The sequence below is a fragment of the Thermomicrobiales bacterium genome (assembly GCA_037045155.1).
GTDB lineage: Bacteria > Chloroflexota > Chloroflexia > Thermomicrobiales > CFX8 > JAMLIA01.
Genome location: JBAOIG010000003.1, coordinates 243,065 through 259,817 on the forward strand (window position 1 = coordinate 243,065; position 16,753 = coordinate 259,817).

At 64.4% G+C, this 16,753-nt stretch carries 13 protein-coding genes; 6 read left to right on the forward strand and 7 right to left on the reverse strand.

The features are described 5' to 3' along the window. Positions 1-214 precede the first annotated feature (214 nt). The 4 genes from V9F06_04210 to V9F06_04225 all read right to left on the reverse strand — a co-directional run bounded on the left by V9F06_04210 (position 215) and on the right by V9F06_04225 (position 4,009). Positions 215-1,408, reverse strand: a complete 1,194-nt coding sequence (locus V9F06_04210) for an amidohydrolase family protein (GenBank protein ID MEI2616836.1) — start codon at positions 1,406-1,408, stop codon at positions 215-217. Positions 1,409-1,449: 41 nt separating this feature from the next. Then, positions 1,450-2,655, reverse strand: coding sequence for an amidohydrolase family protein (locus tag V9F06_04215; GenBank protein ID MEI2616837.1), 1,206 nt, complete (start codon positions 2,653-2,655; stop codon positions 1,450-1,452). Beyond that, on the reverse strand, positions 2,652-3,377 hold the full coding sequence (locus tag V9F06_04220; protein MEI2616838.1) for a GntR family transcriptional regulator: 726 nt from the start codon (positions 3,375-3,377) through the stop codon (positions 2,652-2,654). Before V9F06_04220 ends, V9F06_04215 begins: the two co-directional genes overlap by 4 nt. A 293-nt stretch (positions 3,378-3,670) precedes the next feature. Then, a complete protein-coding gene (locus V9F06_04225; GenBank protein ID MEI2616839.1) occupies positions 3,671-4,009 on the reverse strand; it encodes a hypothetical protein in 339 nt (112 codons plus the stop codon). A 248-nt stretch (positions 4,010-4,257) separates the two neighbouring features. On the opposite strand from V9F06_04225, the gene V9F06_04230 reads away from it, so the two are divergent. The 3 genes from V9F06_04230 (at position 4,258) to hemG (ending at position 7,532) form a co-directional block, all read left to right on the forward strand. Next, a complete protein-coding gene (locus V9F06_04230) occupies positions 4,258-5,379 on the forward strand; it encodes a TIGR04053 family radical SAM/SPASM domain-containing protein (protein MEI2616840.1) in 1,122 nt (373 codons plus the stop codon). Between the two features lie 41 nt (positions 5,380-5,420). Further along, positions 5,421-5,939: a CopD family protein gene (locus V9F06_04235; GenBank protein MEI2616841.1), complete on the forward strand. Its 519-nt coding sequence runs from the start codon at positions 5,421-5,423 to the stop codon at positions 5,937-5,939. A 165-nt stretch (positions 5,940-6,104) separates the two neighbouring features. Beyond that, positions 6,105-7,532, forward strand: coding sequence for a protoporphyrinogen oxidase (gene hemG / locus V9F06_04240; GenBank protein ID MEI2616842.1), 1,428 nt, complete (start codon positions 6,105-6,107; stop codon positions 7,530-7,532). 9 nt (positions 7,533-7,541) lie between these two features. Here hemG and V9F06_04245 read toward each other — a convergent pair whose 3' ends face one another. After that, complete coding sequence (locus tag V9F06_04245; protein MEI2616843.1) at positions 7,542-8,210, reverse strand: LysE family transporter; 669 nt, start codon at positions 8,208-8,210, stop codon at positions 7,542-7,544. A 276-nt stretch (positions 8,211-8,486) separates the two neighbouring features. Here V9F06_04245 and V9F06_04250 point away from each other — a divergent pair, with 276 nt between their 5' ends. Continuing rightward, positions 8,487-10,727 carry an MMPL family transporter gene (locus V9F06_04250; protein ID MEI2616844.1) on the forward strand — a complete coding sequence of 747 codons (2,241 nt, stop codon included), beginning with the start codon at positions 8,487-8,489 and terminating at the stop codon, positions 10,725-10,727. Between the two features lie 100 nt (positions 10,728-10,827). Here V9F06_04250 and V9F06_04255 read toward each other — a convergent pair whose 3' ends face one another. Further along, complete coding sequence (locus V9F06_04255; protein MEI2616845.1) at positions 10,828-12,048, reverse strand: M20 family metallopeptidase; 1,221 nt, start codon at positions 12,046-12,048, stop codon at positions 10,828-10,830. Positions 12,049-12,056: 8 nt separating this feature from the next. Further along, on the reverse strand, positions 12,057-13,283 hold the full coding sequence (locus V9F06_04260) for a M20 family metallopeptidase (GenBank protein MEI2616846.1): 1,227 nt from the start codon (positions 13,281-13,283) through the stop codon (positions 12,057-12,059). A gap of 590 nt (positions 13,284-13,873) precedes the next feature. Here V9F06_04260 and V9F06_04265 point away from each other — a divergent pair. Continuing rightward, positions 13,874-15,487: a LysM peptidoglycan-binding domain-containing M23 family metallopeptidase gene (locus tag V9F06_04265; protein MEI2616847.1), complete on the forward strand. Its 1,614-nt coding sequence runs from the start codon at positions 13,874-13,876 to the stop codon at positions 15,485-15,487. A 207-nt stretch (positions 15,488-15,694) separates the two neighbouring features. Beyond that, positions 15,695-16,753, forward strand: a complete 1,059-nt coding sequence (locus V9F06_04270; GenBank protein ID MEI2616848.1) for a rod shape-determining protein — start codon at positions 15,695-15,697, stop codon at positions 16,751-16,753.

A 16,753-nucleotide genomic window follows, 5' to 3' on the forward strand; every position in this document is an offset into this window, starting at 1 on the left:
AGTGCGGCGGCGGCAGATGGTACTGCCGATCCATTATTTCGCTCTCCCAATGCTGGGAGAGGGGGAGTGCGGCGGCGGCAGATGGTACTGCCGATCCATTATTTCGCTCTCCCAACGCTGGGAGAAGGAGCGCGCGACGGCGTCAGCAAACCTACTACCCCCCTCTCCCAACGTTGGGAGAGGGGCAGGGGGTGAGGGCCGTCCCACCCACCCCTCAGACCAGGCACTCGCCATCGCGGGCGACTACCCGGCCGTGCTTGACGACCAGGTGGCGCTTCGGGCGTTCGATGACAGCCTCGACGTGCGTTTCGCCGTCGACCAGGACGAAGTCGGCCCAGCAGCCCGGCTCGAGACCGTACCCTGTGTCACCGAGTACCCTGGCGTCGCCGTAGGTGACGATGTCGAGGACCATCTCGATCTCATCGTCGCGACGCAGGTTGTTGCGATAGGCGATGATGAACGCCCGCAACAGCATGTCCGGCATGTTGAGCGGACCCCAGGAGTCGCGGATGCCGTCGTTGCCGGTGCACATCCGCACGCCGGCCTCGCGCAGCCGCTTGACCGAAGGAACGGGCCGGAGGCCGCTTGGCCCATGGCTCATGATCGTAATGTCGTTCTCCAGCAGCAGCTCGATCAACCGGTCAAGGTAGGCGTCATCGACACCGCCGAGGGAAATCGCGTGGCTGATGACGACGCGGCCCTGCCAGCCGAGCGTCTTCGTGCGCTCGGCGATCAGCTCAATCGAGAACGCGCCAAGCTCTCCGGGTTCGTGAAGGTGGATATCGATATCCTTGTCGTGCTTCTCCGCCATGTTGAAGATGACATCAAGATGCTTCGCCGGGTCGCGATCCACCGACGACGGATCGAGCCCGCCGACAACATCAGCACCCTGCCGCAGCGACTCCTCCATCAGCTCGACCGTGCCGGGGCGCACCAGCATCCCGCTTTGCGGGAAGGCGACGATCTGGACATCAAGCGCGTCCCGAAAGTCCTCGCGCATCCGCAAGACGCCGTCGAAGCCGCCCAGCTTCACCTCGGTGTCGATGTCGACGAAGGTCCGGATATGGCTGGTTCCGTCGGCGATGGCGATCCGCGCATGGCGGCTGGACTGCTGGTGGGAGTCGATGCCAAGCTCGCGCCGCAGGTTGCGCTCGTTCTCGATCTTGTCCATCAAGGTCGGGCCGACCTCGTTGCGATACCAGCCCATGCCGATCAGCGTCTTGTCCATATGCGTGTGGGCGTCGATCAGGCCGGGGAACAGCAGTCGTCCGCCACCGTCGATGACCTCGACTCCGTCGGGAGCCGCGAGGCTTGCGCCGGCCTCGATGATCCTGCCGTCTTGCACCAGCAGGTCGATAGCGTCCGCGTTCATCGGCCGGACGTTCCGGACGAACATGTCACGCGCCATTGGTTTCCCTTCCTTATCTTTGCGGCCGGCCTCCCCGGCCGTCAGGTCATCTCTCCACTACCCGTCGTCAACATGCCATCCTGCGCCACGATTACGCCGTGCCGCATGACGTAGCGGCGAGGCGGACGCGCGACGACGGCTTCGGCAACGTGCCGTGCGTCGAGGACGACGAGGTCTGCCGGGTTGCCGACGGCAAGACCGTAGCCCTCGATCCCCAATGCCCGCGCAGCGGCGTTGGTTCCCAGATCGAACGCGACGTCGAGCTCGGCGTCCGTCGTAAATCCCGAGCGATAGGCGACCAGCATCATCCGCTCGAGCATGTCGGCTTCGCCGAAAGGGGACCACGAGTCGCGGATGTTGTCATTGGCTGCGAATACGTTGACGCCGGCCGCGCGCAATGCGAGCACCGGCGGGAAGGCGTGGCTTCCTGGCGCGGTCGTCATGATCGAGACGCCGGCGCTCGCGAGAGCCTCCGCAACTGGCGCCACGCGTCTCCACGGCTCCGTGCCCAGCGCGTAGGCGTGGCCGACCGTGACGCGACCCTGCATGCCGAGCGCGACGGCGCGCTCGGCGATCTGCTGGAGCTCGGCCAGACCCACGTCGCCGGCGTCGTGGAGGTGGATATCCACCCCGACGCTGTGGCGGTCAGCCAGCCCGAAGATTGCCTCGAGATGCCCGTCGACGTCGTTGTCGAATCCGGCTGGATCGAGCCCGCCGATCAGGTCGGCGCCACAACGCAGAGCCTCATCGAGCAGGTCGTACGTGCCCGGCGCGGCGATGATGCCGCTCTGGGGGAAGGCGACGACCTGAATCGTGATCGCGTCGCGGTAGCGTTCGCGGGCAGCCAGAATTCCGTCCAGATTCGACAGGCCGGAGACCGGGTCGATATCGGCGTGGGTGCGCAGGATGGTTGTGCCGTTCGTGATTGCGCGCTCGATAAGCGCTGAGGCGCGCTGCTCGACTGGCGCGAGCGCATGTCGTTCCTGGCGCTCCGCTGCGACGTGGGCGACGATCGACGTTGACGGCCGGTGACTATGCCAACCGTCACCGAGATACGTCTTGTCGAGGTGGATGTGACCATCGACGAGACCCGGCAGGACGAGCGCGCCGCGGAGATCGAGTTCGGCGCTGCCGGAGACTGGAGAGTGACCGGTTCGATCGATCGCGGCGATGCGCTGGCCGGCAATCGCGATCGTGGCAGTCTCGCCGCCAGGTAGCGTCGCGTTGCGGAGGATGAGGTCGTTCATGCGCTTGCTCCTTCCGTGACGGGCCGCGCGTGCCGCGGGCGGGCGTAATGAGCCCGAACTGGCGAGTTCTCGAGGTTTCGTGCCGCGACCGCCGCGGCAATACTCGCGTCACCAGCGCGGATCGCTGAAAGGAGCTCGTGGTGTTGCGCCACGGACAGGTGATCGATCGGCGTCGCCCGGTCAAAGTAGATGCGCTCGTACCGCCGCATCCGCGCCTTGATCGGTCTGAGCGCGTCTGTCAGGACGACGTTGCTGGCGATATCGAGGATGGAGTCGTGGAATCGGTCGTTCAGCTCGATGAGCTGCCATGCTCGCGTGGAGTCATCTGGTGAATGCGGCTCGTCGAGAAGCGCTTCGAGCCTGGAATTGATCTCCTCGGCGGTCGTCGTATCCGCGTCGGTCTTCTCCGCGGCGAGACGCGCGGCCAGCATTTCGAGCTCGACGATGACGCGGAAGAGATCCTCGATCTGGCTACGATCGAGCGGCTTCACCTGCGTCCAACCCTTCGGCTTCATGATGACCAGCCCCTCGAAGCGCAACTGCAGCAACGCTTCGCGGACCGGGGTGCGGCTGACACCGAAGTGTTCGGCGATCTCACCGTCGCGAATGATCTCGCCGGGCTGAAGCGCGCCATCGACGATCAACTGCCGCAGGTGACGCAAGATGGCCTCGCGCGCGGGTTCGGTCGCCTTGTCGATGACGAGATCTGACGGAATCGGCATCCACGCCTCCATAGAGTGCGGCCACGGGCCAGGAAGGATGCGTCCAACGTCGGCCGGCTCGACGCCGATCGTATCAAGCTCCAGGTAACATATCCATTAGTATATCAGCAATGCCCGAAGAGATTCGCGGCAATCAGGCGCGCAACGACCGCACAGGATCTCGATCCGGTGGTCGCCGGCCGATCGATCGCCAGGTAGGCGCGTGTCCCGCGGGACAACCGCCGTCACCGTCGTAAGAAGCGCAAACGCCGCGACCTCCAGCAGGTCGGCGGGACTCAGGTGAGGCTCGCGCGTTACGCACGCTTGCCTTGCATGTGGCGACGAACGGCCGGCGTTGCGAGCAGCGCTGCTGCTGCGGCTGTCAGCACGACGAGGCCTGTGTATTTCAGTGTCCAGGGCCAGCCGCCGCTGGCAACGAGCACGAAGAGAAACAGCAGGTTCTGCACGAGGGACATGAACCAGGCGAGCCACACCCGACGGATCAGGAGCAGGATCAGGATCGTGGTAACCAGCACCCAACCCACGAACACACCGGTTGTGCTGAAGCGGGGGTCTCCCGGCACCAGCTCTTGATAGAAATAGGCGCCAAGCGATACGAGCGCATAGAAGCGCAACTCGCGCGGAGCGTTCAATATCGCCCATCTTGCCCTGTCGAGCCGGCTAGCCGAACCCATACTGTGTTGTCCGATCCAATTCGATTGCGTTTCCAGCGTCGATGATAGGCGGAAGCTCGGAGCGCGGTCAAACCGATTGTGTCGCCCTGCTGTGACATTTCGCACAGCATGGCACCATCCCCGCGGGCCATCATCACGCTTGGCCCGCCTGGCGGCATTCGCCCTGGCGTGCCCGAGGCGATCGACTCCTGGGGAGGGAGCCTGTAGTGTCCGGCATTGCTGTCCTGCCGCGTCGGCCGATCCTGGCCGAGAGCGACTTCAATCGTCAACCGTTCGTGCTGGCCTGGGAGTTGACCCGCGCCTGCAATCTCGCGTGCGTGCATTGTCGCGCCGAGGCACAGCTCCGCCGCGATCCGCGCGAGCTTAAGACCGCCGAGGCGCTGAAGGTTATTGACGACATCGCCACATTCGATGTCCCACCGGTGTTGATCCTGACCGGCGGCGACCCAATGCGCCGGCCGGATCTGAACGAGCTGATCCGCTACGCGACCGATCGGGGGGTTCGTTGCACGCTGACCCCGGCCGGCACGGCGTTGACGAGCGAGCGCAAGCTGGCGGAGGCACAGGCGGCCGGCCTCTCGCGGATCGCGGTCAGCTTCGACGGCCCCAACGCCGCCGAGCATGACGCCTTCCGGCAGGTCGACGGGGCGTTCGGCTGGGCCATGGACATCGTCGCATCCGCCCATCGGCTGGGCATCCCTGTCCAGATCCACACGACGCTCTGCCGCCGGACGCTGGCCTCGTTCCCGGCTATGGCCGATCTGGCGGAACAGCTCGGCGCGGTAGTCTGGGCCGTCTTCTGTCTCGTGCCGACAGGGCGGGGCGCGAACCTCGACGAGTTGACCGCCGATGAGTACGAAGAAGTCTTCGAGTGGTTGATCGAGCGCAGCAAGACCGCTTCGTGGAACCTCAAGCTGACCGAGGGTTACCACTATCGCAGAGTATTGATGCAGCACCAGCAAGCGCCGGTCGCTGGCCCGGGGTTTCAGTCGAGCGACGGGATCGGTCGCGCGACAAGGGCGGTCAACGCGGGAAATGGCTTCTGTTTCATCTCGCACATCGGCGAGATCTGCCCGAGCGGCTTCTTGCCGGTCGTTGCCGGCAATGTCCGCTCGGAGTCGGTCGTCGACGTGTACCGGAACCATCCGGTCTTCCGGGAGCTGCGCGACCCATCGCTGTTGAAAGGCAAGTGCGGCATCTGCAAGTTCCGGGATATCTGCGGGGGATCGCGCTCACGCGCGTTCGCACGGACCGGCGACTATCTGGAAAGCGATAGCGCCTGCAACTACGAGCCACGAGTCGGCGAGCCATCGGTCGCGGCCGGGTAAAATCGCGGGTGACGACAATCTGCGGTTAGCTGGGAGCGTTCGTGGCATCCATTTCCATTTGGGCAGTTGTGCGCTGGCTGCACCTGCTGTCCATTATTACCTGGTTCGGCGGGATGATCTTCATCCTGCTAGTCGTCATTCCCTTCGTGCGAGCGATGCCGGGCCTGGCGGCGGTGAACCGGACGCTCCTCCTGCTTCAGATCGGCAAACGCTACCAGCCAATCGCCTGGGTGATGATCACGATCGGGGCGATCACTGGTTACTACAACGGCGAGCGCCGGAGCGTCGCCTGGCTGCACCTGACCGAGACGTTCTATGGCCGACGCCTGCACATGAAGCTGGAATATGCCGGGGTCGTCCTCGTGCTGATGCTGATCCACGCTTACTGGGTCAATCGGCGACTGGCCCGGATTGTCGAGCAGGAGTTGGCGGCCGGTGATGCAGACCCGACGCTGAAGCTCCAGCGTCGCAAGTGGGAGCGAATTTCCTTCGGCTTTCTGGTTCTGAATATCCTCCTGACGGCGCTCGTCGTTCTGCTGGCATCATCGCTCGTCGCCTAGCGCGAACATCGACACGCGGCGGACAATTATGATCGTCCCGAGTGATTCCTGTGCCACGATTGGCCGGCCCGTCCTCTCTGCTGTGGCTCGAAACTGGGGATTGAATGAACACCATACCCGCTAGAATGCGCGTGAAGAACACTGAGCTCGAGGAGGATGCGTATCGTGCCTGAGACGATTGGGAATCGGCCTCGCGCGGCGGTCATCGGCGGCGGTGTTGCGGGGTTGAGCGCTGCGTTGGCGCTCCGCGATCGCGGCGTCGAAGTCGTATTGATCGAGCGTGATTCGCGACTTGGCGGGGTTGTCCGGACCGACCACGTGGATGGGTTCCTGCTCGAGAGCGGGCCGGATTCGATCCTGTCATACAAGCCGTCCGGGGTGGCAATGATCGACCGGCTCGGACTGCGCGCCTCGCTCGTCGAGACCCGGCCCGGGGGCGGCGGCACGTTCATCCTGCATAACGGCGAGCTCGTGCCATTGCCGGAGGGGATGACGATGCTCGTCCCGACTCAGTACAAAGCCATCGCGACCACGCCGCTCCTCTCGCCGGTCGGCAAGCTGCGGATGCTGCTCGATGTCGCGGTCCCGGCCCGGCGCGACGAGGCAGATGAATCGGTCGGCTCATTCGTCCGTCGCCGGCTCGGCAGTCAGGTGTTCGATCACCTGGCGGAGCCACTGGTTTCCGGAATCTTCTCCGGCGACGCAGACCAGCTCAGTGTCCTCTCGACGATGCCCCGTCTGCGGCAGGTCGAGCTCGAACAGGGTGGAATCATCCGCGGAGCGATCGCCCAGCGCCGGGCCGCCGCGCCTGGCCCCAGCCCTTCGGCGCGATTGACGCCGTTTGTCAGCCTGGCCGGCGGGCTCGGGCAGTTGATCGACGCGATGAGCGAGGCGCTGGGCGAGACCGACGTGCGGCTGAATGACGCTGTCGTCGGGCTCTCGTCAGTTGATGGCGGATACCGGCTGGACTTGTCGAGCGGCGAGACACTCGCGGTCGATGGTGTTGTCCTGGCGACACCGGCGCCGGCCAGCGCTGATTTGCTGGCGACACTGGCATCGGAACTGGCGGACGAGTTGCGGAAGATTCCGTATGGATCGAGCGTGAGCATCTCACTGGGCTACCCGGCAGGGGCGCTGCCGGTGAACGCTGGAAGAGGATTCGTCGTCCCTCGCGCTGAGGGAAAGGCGATCCGGGCAGTGACCTGGTCGTCCGAGAAGTTCGAGGGCCGTGCGCCGGCCGGGCAGTCGCTTCTGCGCGTCGTCATTGGCCGGCCTGGCGAAAGCTGGTGGCGCGACGCGCCGGACGACTATGTCGTTCTCCGTGTCCGGGCGGAGTTGCGTGAGATCCTGGGAATTGACGCCGAGCCTACGCTCGCGCGAGTCTATCGATGGGTCGATGCGATGCCGCAGTACGTCGTCGGCCACGCCGCGCGGCTGCTCCGGATCGACTGGCTCGCCAAGGCAATACCGGGCGTAGTCGTGACCGGATCAGCGCTTCGCGGTGTCGGGATACCAGATAACATCTCGGCGGGCAAAGCTGCTGCCGAGCAGCTCGCGGATCGAATCATCGCGTCGCACGGCGCGCGGATCTGAGCGCCGGGGCTATCCGAAGATCACGTCGATGGCCCGCCAGAGAAAAGCGGCAGCGAAGCCCAACAGGATGATCCCTGAGGCGAAGCCGGCCGAACGGATCAGGATAGGCGCGCGGCTGGCAGATGCTCCTCCGAGTCCGGAGACTGCGGAGAGAATCGCGAACCAGGTCGCGCTGCCGGTGGCAACCGCAAGCATCGCGGCGATGCCGATCGTAATCGGTTGACCTGCCATGTGCGCTGCTGAGAACGCGCCACCGAGCGAGATCCACGCCGAGATCGCAGCCGGATTGACGATCGTCACGCCGATCCCAAGTAGGACAGCGTCGCGCCAGCGAGCGTCGTGGATTGGCGCGACACCACGCGTCAGCACCATCACATCGTGGATGTCGTGGCGAGACTCGCGGATCGCGTCGATTCCCATCTTCCCGAGCAGGGCTACCCCGAAGATATAGAGTGCCGGAGGTAGCCAGCTGACCCGTTCGATCAGCGGCGTTAGCCCGGCCAGTGTCGCGCCGAAATAGACGAAGTCCGTCAATGCCGCGCCGAGCCCGACGCCGAACCCTGACCACGCGCCCAGTGACAGGCTCCGTCGAACGACCGTCACGCCAGTCGGGCCAAGCGGCGCAGCGACAGTGAAGCCGAGAATCAACGCTCGGATGATGATGCCTGGTTCGTCCATCGTGCGCCCACTAATGCGGCGAGTGGCGGCAAGGGCTGCCGTCCTGTCGGATATCAACCGGGTGCGCTTGCGTGATTCGCAAATCCTACGATAACTACCAGGACTCCGTCGGGGTGGTCGGCGCACGTGGTAGGGTCGGTCTGAGGCAGCAGGCGCGCGACGTTAAGGACGCCTGGTGTGGGATACTCCTCGATTGGTGATTATTCCCCGCTGGCTTCTGCGTTGGTAGACGGTGGGGACAGTCTGGCCGGCCGGTGAAGGACAGAGGGAGCGTTCATGTCGATTGGTCGTCTGGCGCACTGGAGCGCGCGCCGACCATGGCTCGTGATCATCGCCTGGATTGTTGCGATGGGCGTCGCGCTCGCGGCTCAGGCCATACTGCCGAGTAATCTCACCGGTCAGGCGGAGTTCACCAGCGAGCCGGAATCGGTCAAGGGTGTGCGGCTGGTCGAAGAGCGGCTACACGGCGTCGAGCCAGCCCGAGAGACCATCGTCGTTACCTCGCCGACGCTGACAGTGGATGACCCGGCATTCCAGCAGACCGTCGATCAGACAACCCAGCACCTGCTTGGCATGACGAATGTTGTCGCCTCGGCGATGAACTACTACCAGCTGTCGTCTGCCGGTGCTCCTGAGGCGGCCGGGCTGGTGTCCGCCGACCGCCATTCGACGATCATCCCGGTTACCCTCACCGGCCAGGTGAAGGACGCTGAGAAGCACGGCGCTGAATTCCTCGATCTTGTTCGGAGACAGGGGCAGGGTGACATCCGCGTCCTGACCGTTGGCGATCTCAGCGCGTCATACTACGCGAGCGAGATTGCGCAACAGGATCTGGAGCAGGCCGAGCTCTTTGGCCTGCCGATCGCGCTCGTGATTCTGGTTATTGTCTTCGGCGCGCTCGTCGCGGCCGCTGTGCCACTTGTCGTCGCCCTTGTGGCGATCGCCGTCGCGGTGGGGATCACGGCTGTCGTCGGGCAGATGATGCAACTGACGTCGCTGATCCTGAACGTCATCACGATGATCGGTCTCGCCGTCGGGATCGACTACTCGCTCTTCATCATCGAGCGCTTCCGCGAGGAGCGTGCCCGCGGGTTCGATCGACTCGCGGCGATCGAGCGCACCGGAGCGACTGCGACCAAGGCAGTCGTCTTCTCCGGCACAACGGTGATCATCGCGCTGACTGGCATGTTTCTGATGCCGGTGACGATCTTCCGAAGCGTCGGAACCGGCGCGGTCGTCGTCGTCACTGTCTCGATTGCCGTCTCGGTGACCCTCGTTCCTGCCCTGCTTGGGTTGCTCGGCGATCGGATCAATTGGCCGCGACGCCGGTCGTACGACCAGCCGGCGACCACCAGCCCGACAGGGCGCCCGGGGTTCTGGTCGCGGGCGAGCCACCTGGTCATGGCCCGTCCGATCGTCAGCATGATCCTGGCGGGCGGGCTTCTCGTCGCGATGTCGATCCCGTTCCTCGATCTCCGAACCGGCATGGTCGGTGTCGAGAACTACCCGCCGGGGATGATCCGGGACGCGTACCAGATCATCGCTCGTGATTTCTATGCCGGTATCGTCTCTCCGATCGAGGTCGTGATCGACGCACCCGCGAGTGATCCTCGAGTCCGGGAGGGGGTCGACCGCCTCACCGCCGAGCTCGCGCAACAACCGGTGTTCGGGCCTGTCCAGACGGTGACGAATGACGCCGGTGATCTGACATTGCTGACGAGCCCATTAGCGGTGGATGCGACGTCCCCTGAGTCTGCGAACGCCGTCCATCTGCTGCGCGGCGATCTTGTCCCGGCGGCATTTGGCGATCTTGCCGGGAACGTGTATGTCTCCGGCGCGCCGGCGTTCAACGAAGATTTCAACCAGTTTGTCAGTGACCGGACACCGATCGTATTCGCGTTTGTGCTGAGCTTGAGCTTCGTCCTGTTGACGCTGGCATTCCGCTCGATCATCGTGCCCTTCAAGGCGATCATCATGAACCTGCTGTCGGTCGGGGCTTCCTACGGCATTCTCGTGCTGATCTTCCAGAAGGGGTATGGGGCTGGGTTGTTCGGGTTCACCCAGACGCACATCATCACGAACTGGCTGCCGATCTTCCTGTTCTGCATCCTGTTCGGCCTGTCGATGGATTACCACGTCTTCCTGCTGAGCCGAATCCGCGAACATTACGACCAGTCCGGCGACAACCGCGAATCGGTGGCGGTTGGTCTGGAATCCACTGGCCGGATCATCACCGGCGCGGCGCTGATCATGGTGGCGGTGTTCTTCGCCTTCTCGATGGGGAACCTGGTCGAGATGCAACAGCTCGGATTCGGGCTGGCAATTGCCATCTTCCTCGACGCAACGATCGTGCGCTCGATCCTCGTCCCCGCGACGATGGCGTTGCTGGGCAAGTGGAACTGGTATCTGCCGCGCTGGCTGCGCTGGCTGCCGGATCTGCGAATCGAGGGTGAGGCGGCTCCCGCCTCAGCGCCAGAGAGCGTTGCCGCCACTATCACTCCGGTCGGAGATCGCTAGCGGCCGGCGGTCTGTTCGAGAATCGACCCGGCAGGTTGCGCGAGAGTCTGTCTCTCGTGTGGTGGGAAGGGCAACGACGCCCTTCCCACATTGTCGATCTCTACCCGCTGTATCTCTCCAGCCAGTTTGCATGCTCGTCCCATGCGGCCTTGCTCATCGCCGGGTCGAGCAAGACGTCCAGCGCGGTCCAGGCCATCGCGGTTGAGGCTTTGACAAACTGGTCGTAGCCGTACTCTGAGCCAGACGCGTCCAGCACCTGCTGGGAGTGGTGGGGGATCGGCGTCTCACTGATCGCGAAGTAACCAGCGACGGCCGGCGCCCGATGTGACACGTTGCCGAGATCGGTCGACGCCATCATTCGGCCCTTCGGCATCTTGTGTGTGTCCAGTCCGGCAGCTGCCATGTTCTCGTGGAACTTGCGGCCGAGGACGTAGCTGGGACGCTTGTCGGCATAGGGCGCGTCGCGCTCGGTCACCTTCAGCTCACAGCCGGTTACCAGCGCTGCGCCTTCGGCGATGTGGCGCACCTTTGCAGCGAGGTCGGCTGCCGTCTCGCTGAACGAAGCGCGGATGCCGAAACTGCAGGCAGCGTATTTCGGGACGACGTTTGCCGCGTCGCCACCGTGGGTGATGATGCCGTGGATGCGAGCATCCATCGTGATGTGCTGGCGCAGCGCGTCGATGCCTTCGAACGTCTGGATGACGGCGTTGAGCGCATTGACGCCGTTGTACGGGTCGCCCGCAGCGTGGGCCGGCTTGCCGAAGAACTCGAAGCCGAGCCCGTTCGTTGCCAGGCTGGTGCCGTCCGGCCAGTCGACCGCGGAGCCGGTCTCGTCACCCATGTGATGGATCATCAGGACGGCGTCGATGTCATCGAACGCGCCGGCCTCCAGTAACCTGACCTTGCCGCCGCCGCCCTCCTCGGCCGGCGTGCCCATGATGACGACCGTGCCGTTGACCTCATCCAGCACCGCGCCGAGCCCCAACGCGACCGCGAGGCCAGAGGCCCCGATCAGATTGTGACCACAGCCGTGACCGATGCCCTTGAGCGCATCATACTCCGCGAGTATCGCGACGGTCGGTCCGTCGCCGCTTCCCTTTCGCGTCGCGCGGAAGGCTGTCTCCAGGCCCTTGTACGGCTTCTCGACCTCGAAGCCTGCCTCCCGAAGCTGATCGGCCAGTGTTTGCGAGGCAATGAACTCCTGATAACCGAGCTCCGGATTGAGCCGGATCGTTTCGCCGACTTCAACCAGGTGCTCGCGCTCGCTCTCGATCGCCGCGCGAACCCGATCGCGCAGCGTGTCGGCCGTTGTGTTCGCCACGATACCCCCTATCGCTCGTACAGCTCGGACCAACGGGCATGTGCAGCCTTGGCTTCCGCGAGGAGCTCAGGGTTGGAGAGCAAATCGAGCACGGTCAGCGCCATCGCGGTCGAGACCTTGACGTACTGGTCGTAGCCGAACTCCGAGCCGGAGGCATCGACCACCTGCTGCGAGTGGCCGGGGATCGGCGTCTTCGAGATAGCGAATGAACCAGTGACGGACGGAATGAGATAGGAGATGTTGCCGAAGTCGGTCGAGTGCATCCCGCGGCCCTCACGACCCTGGCTGAGGTCGATGCCGGCATCGGCCATGTTGTCCTGGTAGGCCTTGCCGAGAACGTAGCTGGGTCGCATGTCGAAGTGCATCATGCCATCCTCGACGGTGACCTCGCAGCCGGTCATCAGCGCCGCGCCCTGGGCGATGTTCTTGACCTTCACGACAAGCTCATCGACATAATCGCGCGTGTCAGCGCGGACGAGGAATTCACCGGCGGAGTGGTGCGGGACGACGTTCGCCGCGTCCCCGCCGTGGGTAATGATGCCGTGGATGCGGGCTTCCATGCGGATGTGCTGGCGCAACGCATCGATGCCGGTGAACGTCTTGATCAGTGCGTTGAGCGCATTGACGCCGTTATATGGGTCGGCCGCGGCATGGGCAGGCTTGCCGAAAAACTCGACCTTCAGGCCCTGCACAGCCAGGCAGGTACCTTGCGGCCACTCCACCGCCGAGCCGGAGCGATCGCCTGCGTGGTGGATCATCAGCGCCGCATCCACGTCGTCGAACGCGCCGGCCTCTGCCAGCTTGATCTTGCCACCGCCGCCCTCCTCGGCCGGCGTGCCCATGATGACGACTGTTCCGTTGAGCTCGTCGATTACCGCGCCGAGCCCGAGCGCTGCCGCGAGCCCTGATCCACCGATCAGGTTGTGTCCGCAACCGTGGCCGATCCCGGCCAGCGCGTCGTACTCCGCGAGGACTGCGATCGTCGGACCGTCTCCCTTGCCTCGTCGGGTGGCGCGAAAGGCGGTTTCGATTCCCTTGTACGGTTTCTCGACCTCGAAGCCGGCCTCCTTCAGATGGTCGGCCAACAGTTGGGACGCCATCCGTTCCTCGTAGCCTAGCTCCGGGTTGACGCGGATCGTCTCGGCGATCTCAACGACATGGCCGCGCTCGTTCTGGATTGCCTCCTTGACTCGGTCTCGTAGCGTGGCGATGTCGGGCTTCGTGTCAACTGCCATCCTGAATTTCTCCTCCCTGAACCACGATTCGATATCGTGGGCAATCTAGCATGCGACGGGGTGGGCGAGAAGAGGACTGCGTGGTCACGGCGGCCGATTGGCGGAGGGTCGTTCCCTGCCCGTCCATGCAGTGCCCCGACACCGTGAACGATCCAGCCTGTGCGGGAGGTCCAGAGTCTGCATTCGTACGCGCAAAACACGTGATGACTCCCTGTCTCGCCGTCTGATGACGGCCGGAGAAGGGGCCGCTCTGGCTCGACAAGTGACGCCCAGCGATGCGTCTGGCTTGACAGTTCACCGTATCATGGCGAAAACACGGCGGCAGTCGCGCATAGCTGTGACTGGGAGTCCAGAATCGGCGGCACGCCCCGGGCGATGTGTCCGTACACATCGACATTCTGGCCAGCCGCGCCTCCGAACCTGTGACACCGTGGAAAAATTGACCATGCGCATCCATGATGCTATCCTCGTGGTGGGTGTCCGTACACCCTGACGAGTGCAATGACGCCGATGATCCAGCCAGGGTCAGACAGAGTCGTCGAGGTCGTGGACACTGCCGCGATTCGACGCTTTGGGGATGGAGTGGTCGAGTGGACCGACGAGACTTGAGCTCGCGAGATCCGATCGGGGGAGCCGGACGATCGCGCCCGCAGCGGCACGACATCGCGGCGACGCTGACCCCGTTTATCCCACGCTTCGAGTGGTCGCCGGAGAGTCGTGACTTTCCACTGCCGTTCCCGGGCATCGACCGTGCTCCGGCTGCGATGCGGCTCGAAGGCGCGCGTGCCGGCGCGTCGCTCGATGAAGTGCACGCCGGTGCGTCGAGCCGGATGAAGCTGGCGCCGGTCGCGTTGCTATTGCTGGTGGTTGCGGCGTTCGCGGCGTGGCAGCTGTTGAGCGGCACTGGCACGAACCAGCCGGCAACGACCGCCGTTGGAACTGCTGCGCTGTCGACGCCTGGTGGCCTTGGCGCGGCGACCCAACGACCGGGAGCCGGCGGCGCTGCGGCGAGCCCGGCCGGCGCTGACGGCACGACCTCAACCACCGGTGCTGCCGGCGCATCGACAGCGACTGCGTCGAACATCGTTGGCACGGCGGAGCAGGCTCCGGTCGTCTCGGTTGGCGCGGACGATGGCGAGACGTTGGCCGATGTCGCGCGCATCTGGGGGTTGAATGTCTCGACGCTGGTCTGGGCGAATCCGGACATCGAGGATCCAACCGCGCCGCTGGCTGGGGGCACGTCGATCGCGGTTCCGGTCGTCGATGGCGTGACCTACGTTGTCCAGCAGGGGGACACGCTCGCGTCGATTGCCGCGCGATACGATGTCGATACCTCGGCGATCACTGGTGTGACTCAGAATCGGGTCGAGTCTGACTCCGACCTGAAACCTGGCGCGACGATCACAATCTACAATGCGCGGCCGATCAGCCGCGCGACCATCGCCCACTACACGGTGGCGCAAGGTGATGACTTGTGGAAGATCGCCAACCTCTACGGGCTGAACCCGGTGACGATCGCCGTCGCGAATGATCTGCCGGGGGATTACCTGATTTATCCGGGCCAGGTGCTGATCATCCCGCCGGCCGACGGCATTCTGTATACGGTCCAGGCGGGGGACACGGTCGAGTCGATCGCCGAGGCGTACAATGTCGCGCCGGACGTCATCAGAAACTTTCCGTTCAACAATCTCGGCGGTAGCCAGGTCGTCCAGGCAGGTCAGCAGATCCTGATACCGACCGTAGACCTGTCGAACGCTGCGGGCGGCAAGGGCGGCATCGAGGTTGGCCCCGCGCAGGATCCGTTTGCGGGGGCGGCGACGGCATCAGGTCCGGCCGAGGCGACAGGGACGTTCGTCTGGCCAACGGCAGGCAGTATCAGCCAGGCGTTCGGCGGCGGGCATAACGGTCTCGACATCGCCAATGTCGCCTGGACGCCGGTCGTCGCGGCCGATGGAGGCGTCGTCACCTTCGCTGGGTGGAACAACTTCGGGCTGGGCTACGCTGTCGCGATCGACCACGAGAACGGCTATGTCACGTGGTATGGTCACCTGATCGAGCCGCCGGCCGTCAAGGCGGGCGACAGAGTCAGCCAGGGGCAGTGGCTCGGAGGCATGGGCTCGACTGGCAAGTCGACCGGACCTCACCTTCACTTCATCGTGCTGCACAACAGCATCTACGAAAATCCGGTGCAATACCTGCCATAACATACGGGGGATCGGGGAGAGCGCGCACGAGCGGGGTCGGCACGAGCCGCCTCGCTTGTGCCGTTCGTGTCACTTCCTCGCGATTGTGGCGTGATAGACTTCTGCGGCGCCCAACGAGCGGGACGCGTCCAATTTCCGCGATCTGACGCGGTTTTTTGCTGCCGATCCAGCCCACCGTGAGGCGCTGATTCTGAGGTTTCACGCACGATGATCCGGCCCCTGAACTACTTCTTCGGCCTCTTCAGTCGCGATCTGGGGATCGACCTCGGGACTGCCAATACCCTGGTGTACGTCCGTGGTAAGGGCATCGTCATATCCGAGCCTTCGGTGGTCGCCGTCGATACGAAGTCGAAGCGCGCTATCGCGGTCGGCGTCGAGGCCAAGGCGATGGTTGGCAAGACGCCGGAGACGATCGTGGCCGTCCGCCCGTTGAAGGACGGGGTGATTGCGGACTTCGACACGGTCGAGCTAATGCTGCGTTACTTCATCGAGAAGGTGCACGTTCAGCGGATCATGGCGCCTCACCCGCGCGTCGTCATCGGCATCCCATCCGGTGTTACTGAAGTCGAAAAGCGAGCGGCAAAGGATGCCGCGCTGTCGGCTGGCGCGCGCGAGGCATTCACGATCGAGGAGCCAATGGCCGCCGCGATCGGCGCCGGGCTCCCGATCAACGAGCCGGTCGGCAGCATGATTGTCGATATCGGTGGTGGCACAACCGAAGTGGCTGTCATCTCGCTCGGAGGAATCGTCGTCAACCACTCGCTGCGGGTTGCTGGGGATGAGATCGATGAGGCGATTGTGCAGTACGCGCGGCGTGACCACAACCTCGTTATCGGTGAGCGCACAGCAGAGAACGCCAAGATCGCCGCAGGTTCTGCCTACCCACTGGAGGAGGAGCGCCGTGTCATGCTGCGGGGTCGTGACTTGCTCACGGGCTTGCCGAAATCGGTCGAGGTCTCCAGTGTGGAAATCCGCGACGCGATCAGCGGGCCGGTCAACATGATCGTCGATATCGTGAAGACCTGCGTTGAAGAGACGCCGCCGGAGCTGGTCGCCGACATCATGGAGCAGGGCATCATCCTCGCTGGTGGCGGCGCGCTATTGCTCGGGCTCGATCGACGGCTGCAAGCGGAGCTGCGGATGCCGGTGCGGCGCGCCGAAGATCCTCTGACGTGTGTTGCCCGCGGCACCGGCCGTGTCGCCGAGGCGCTTCATCTTTACTCCCGAGCGCTGGCCAGTGGCCAGGAGCTCCGGCGAAGGGTCTGA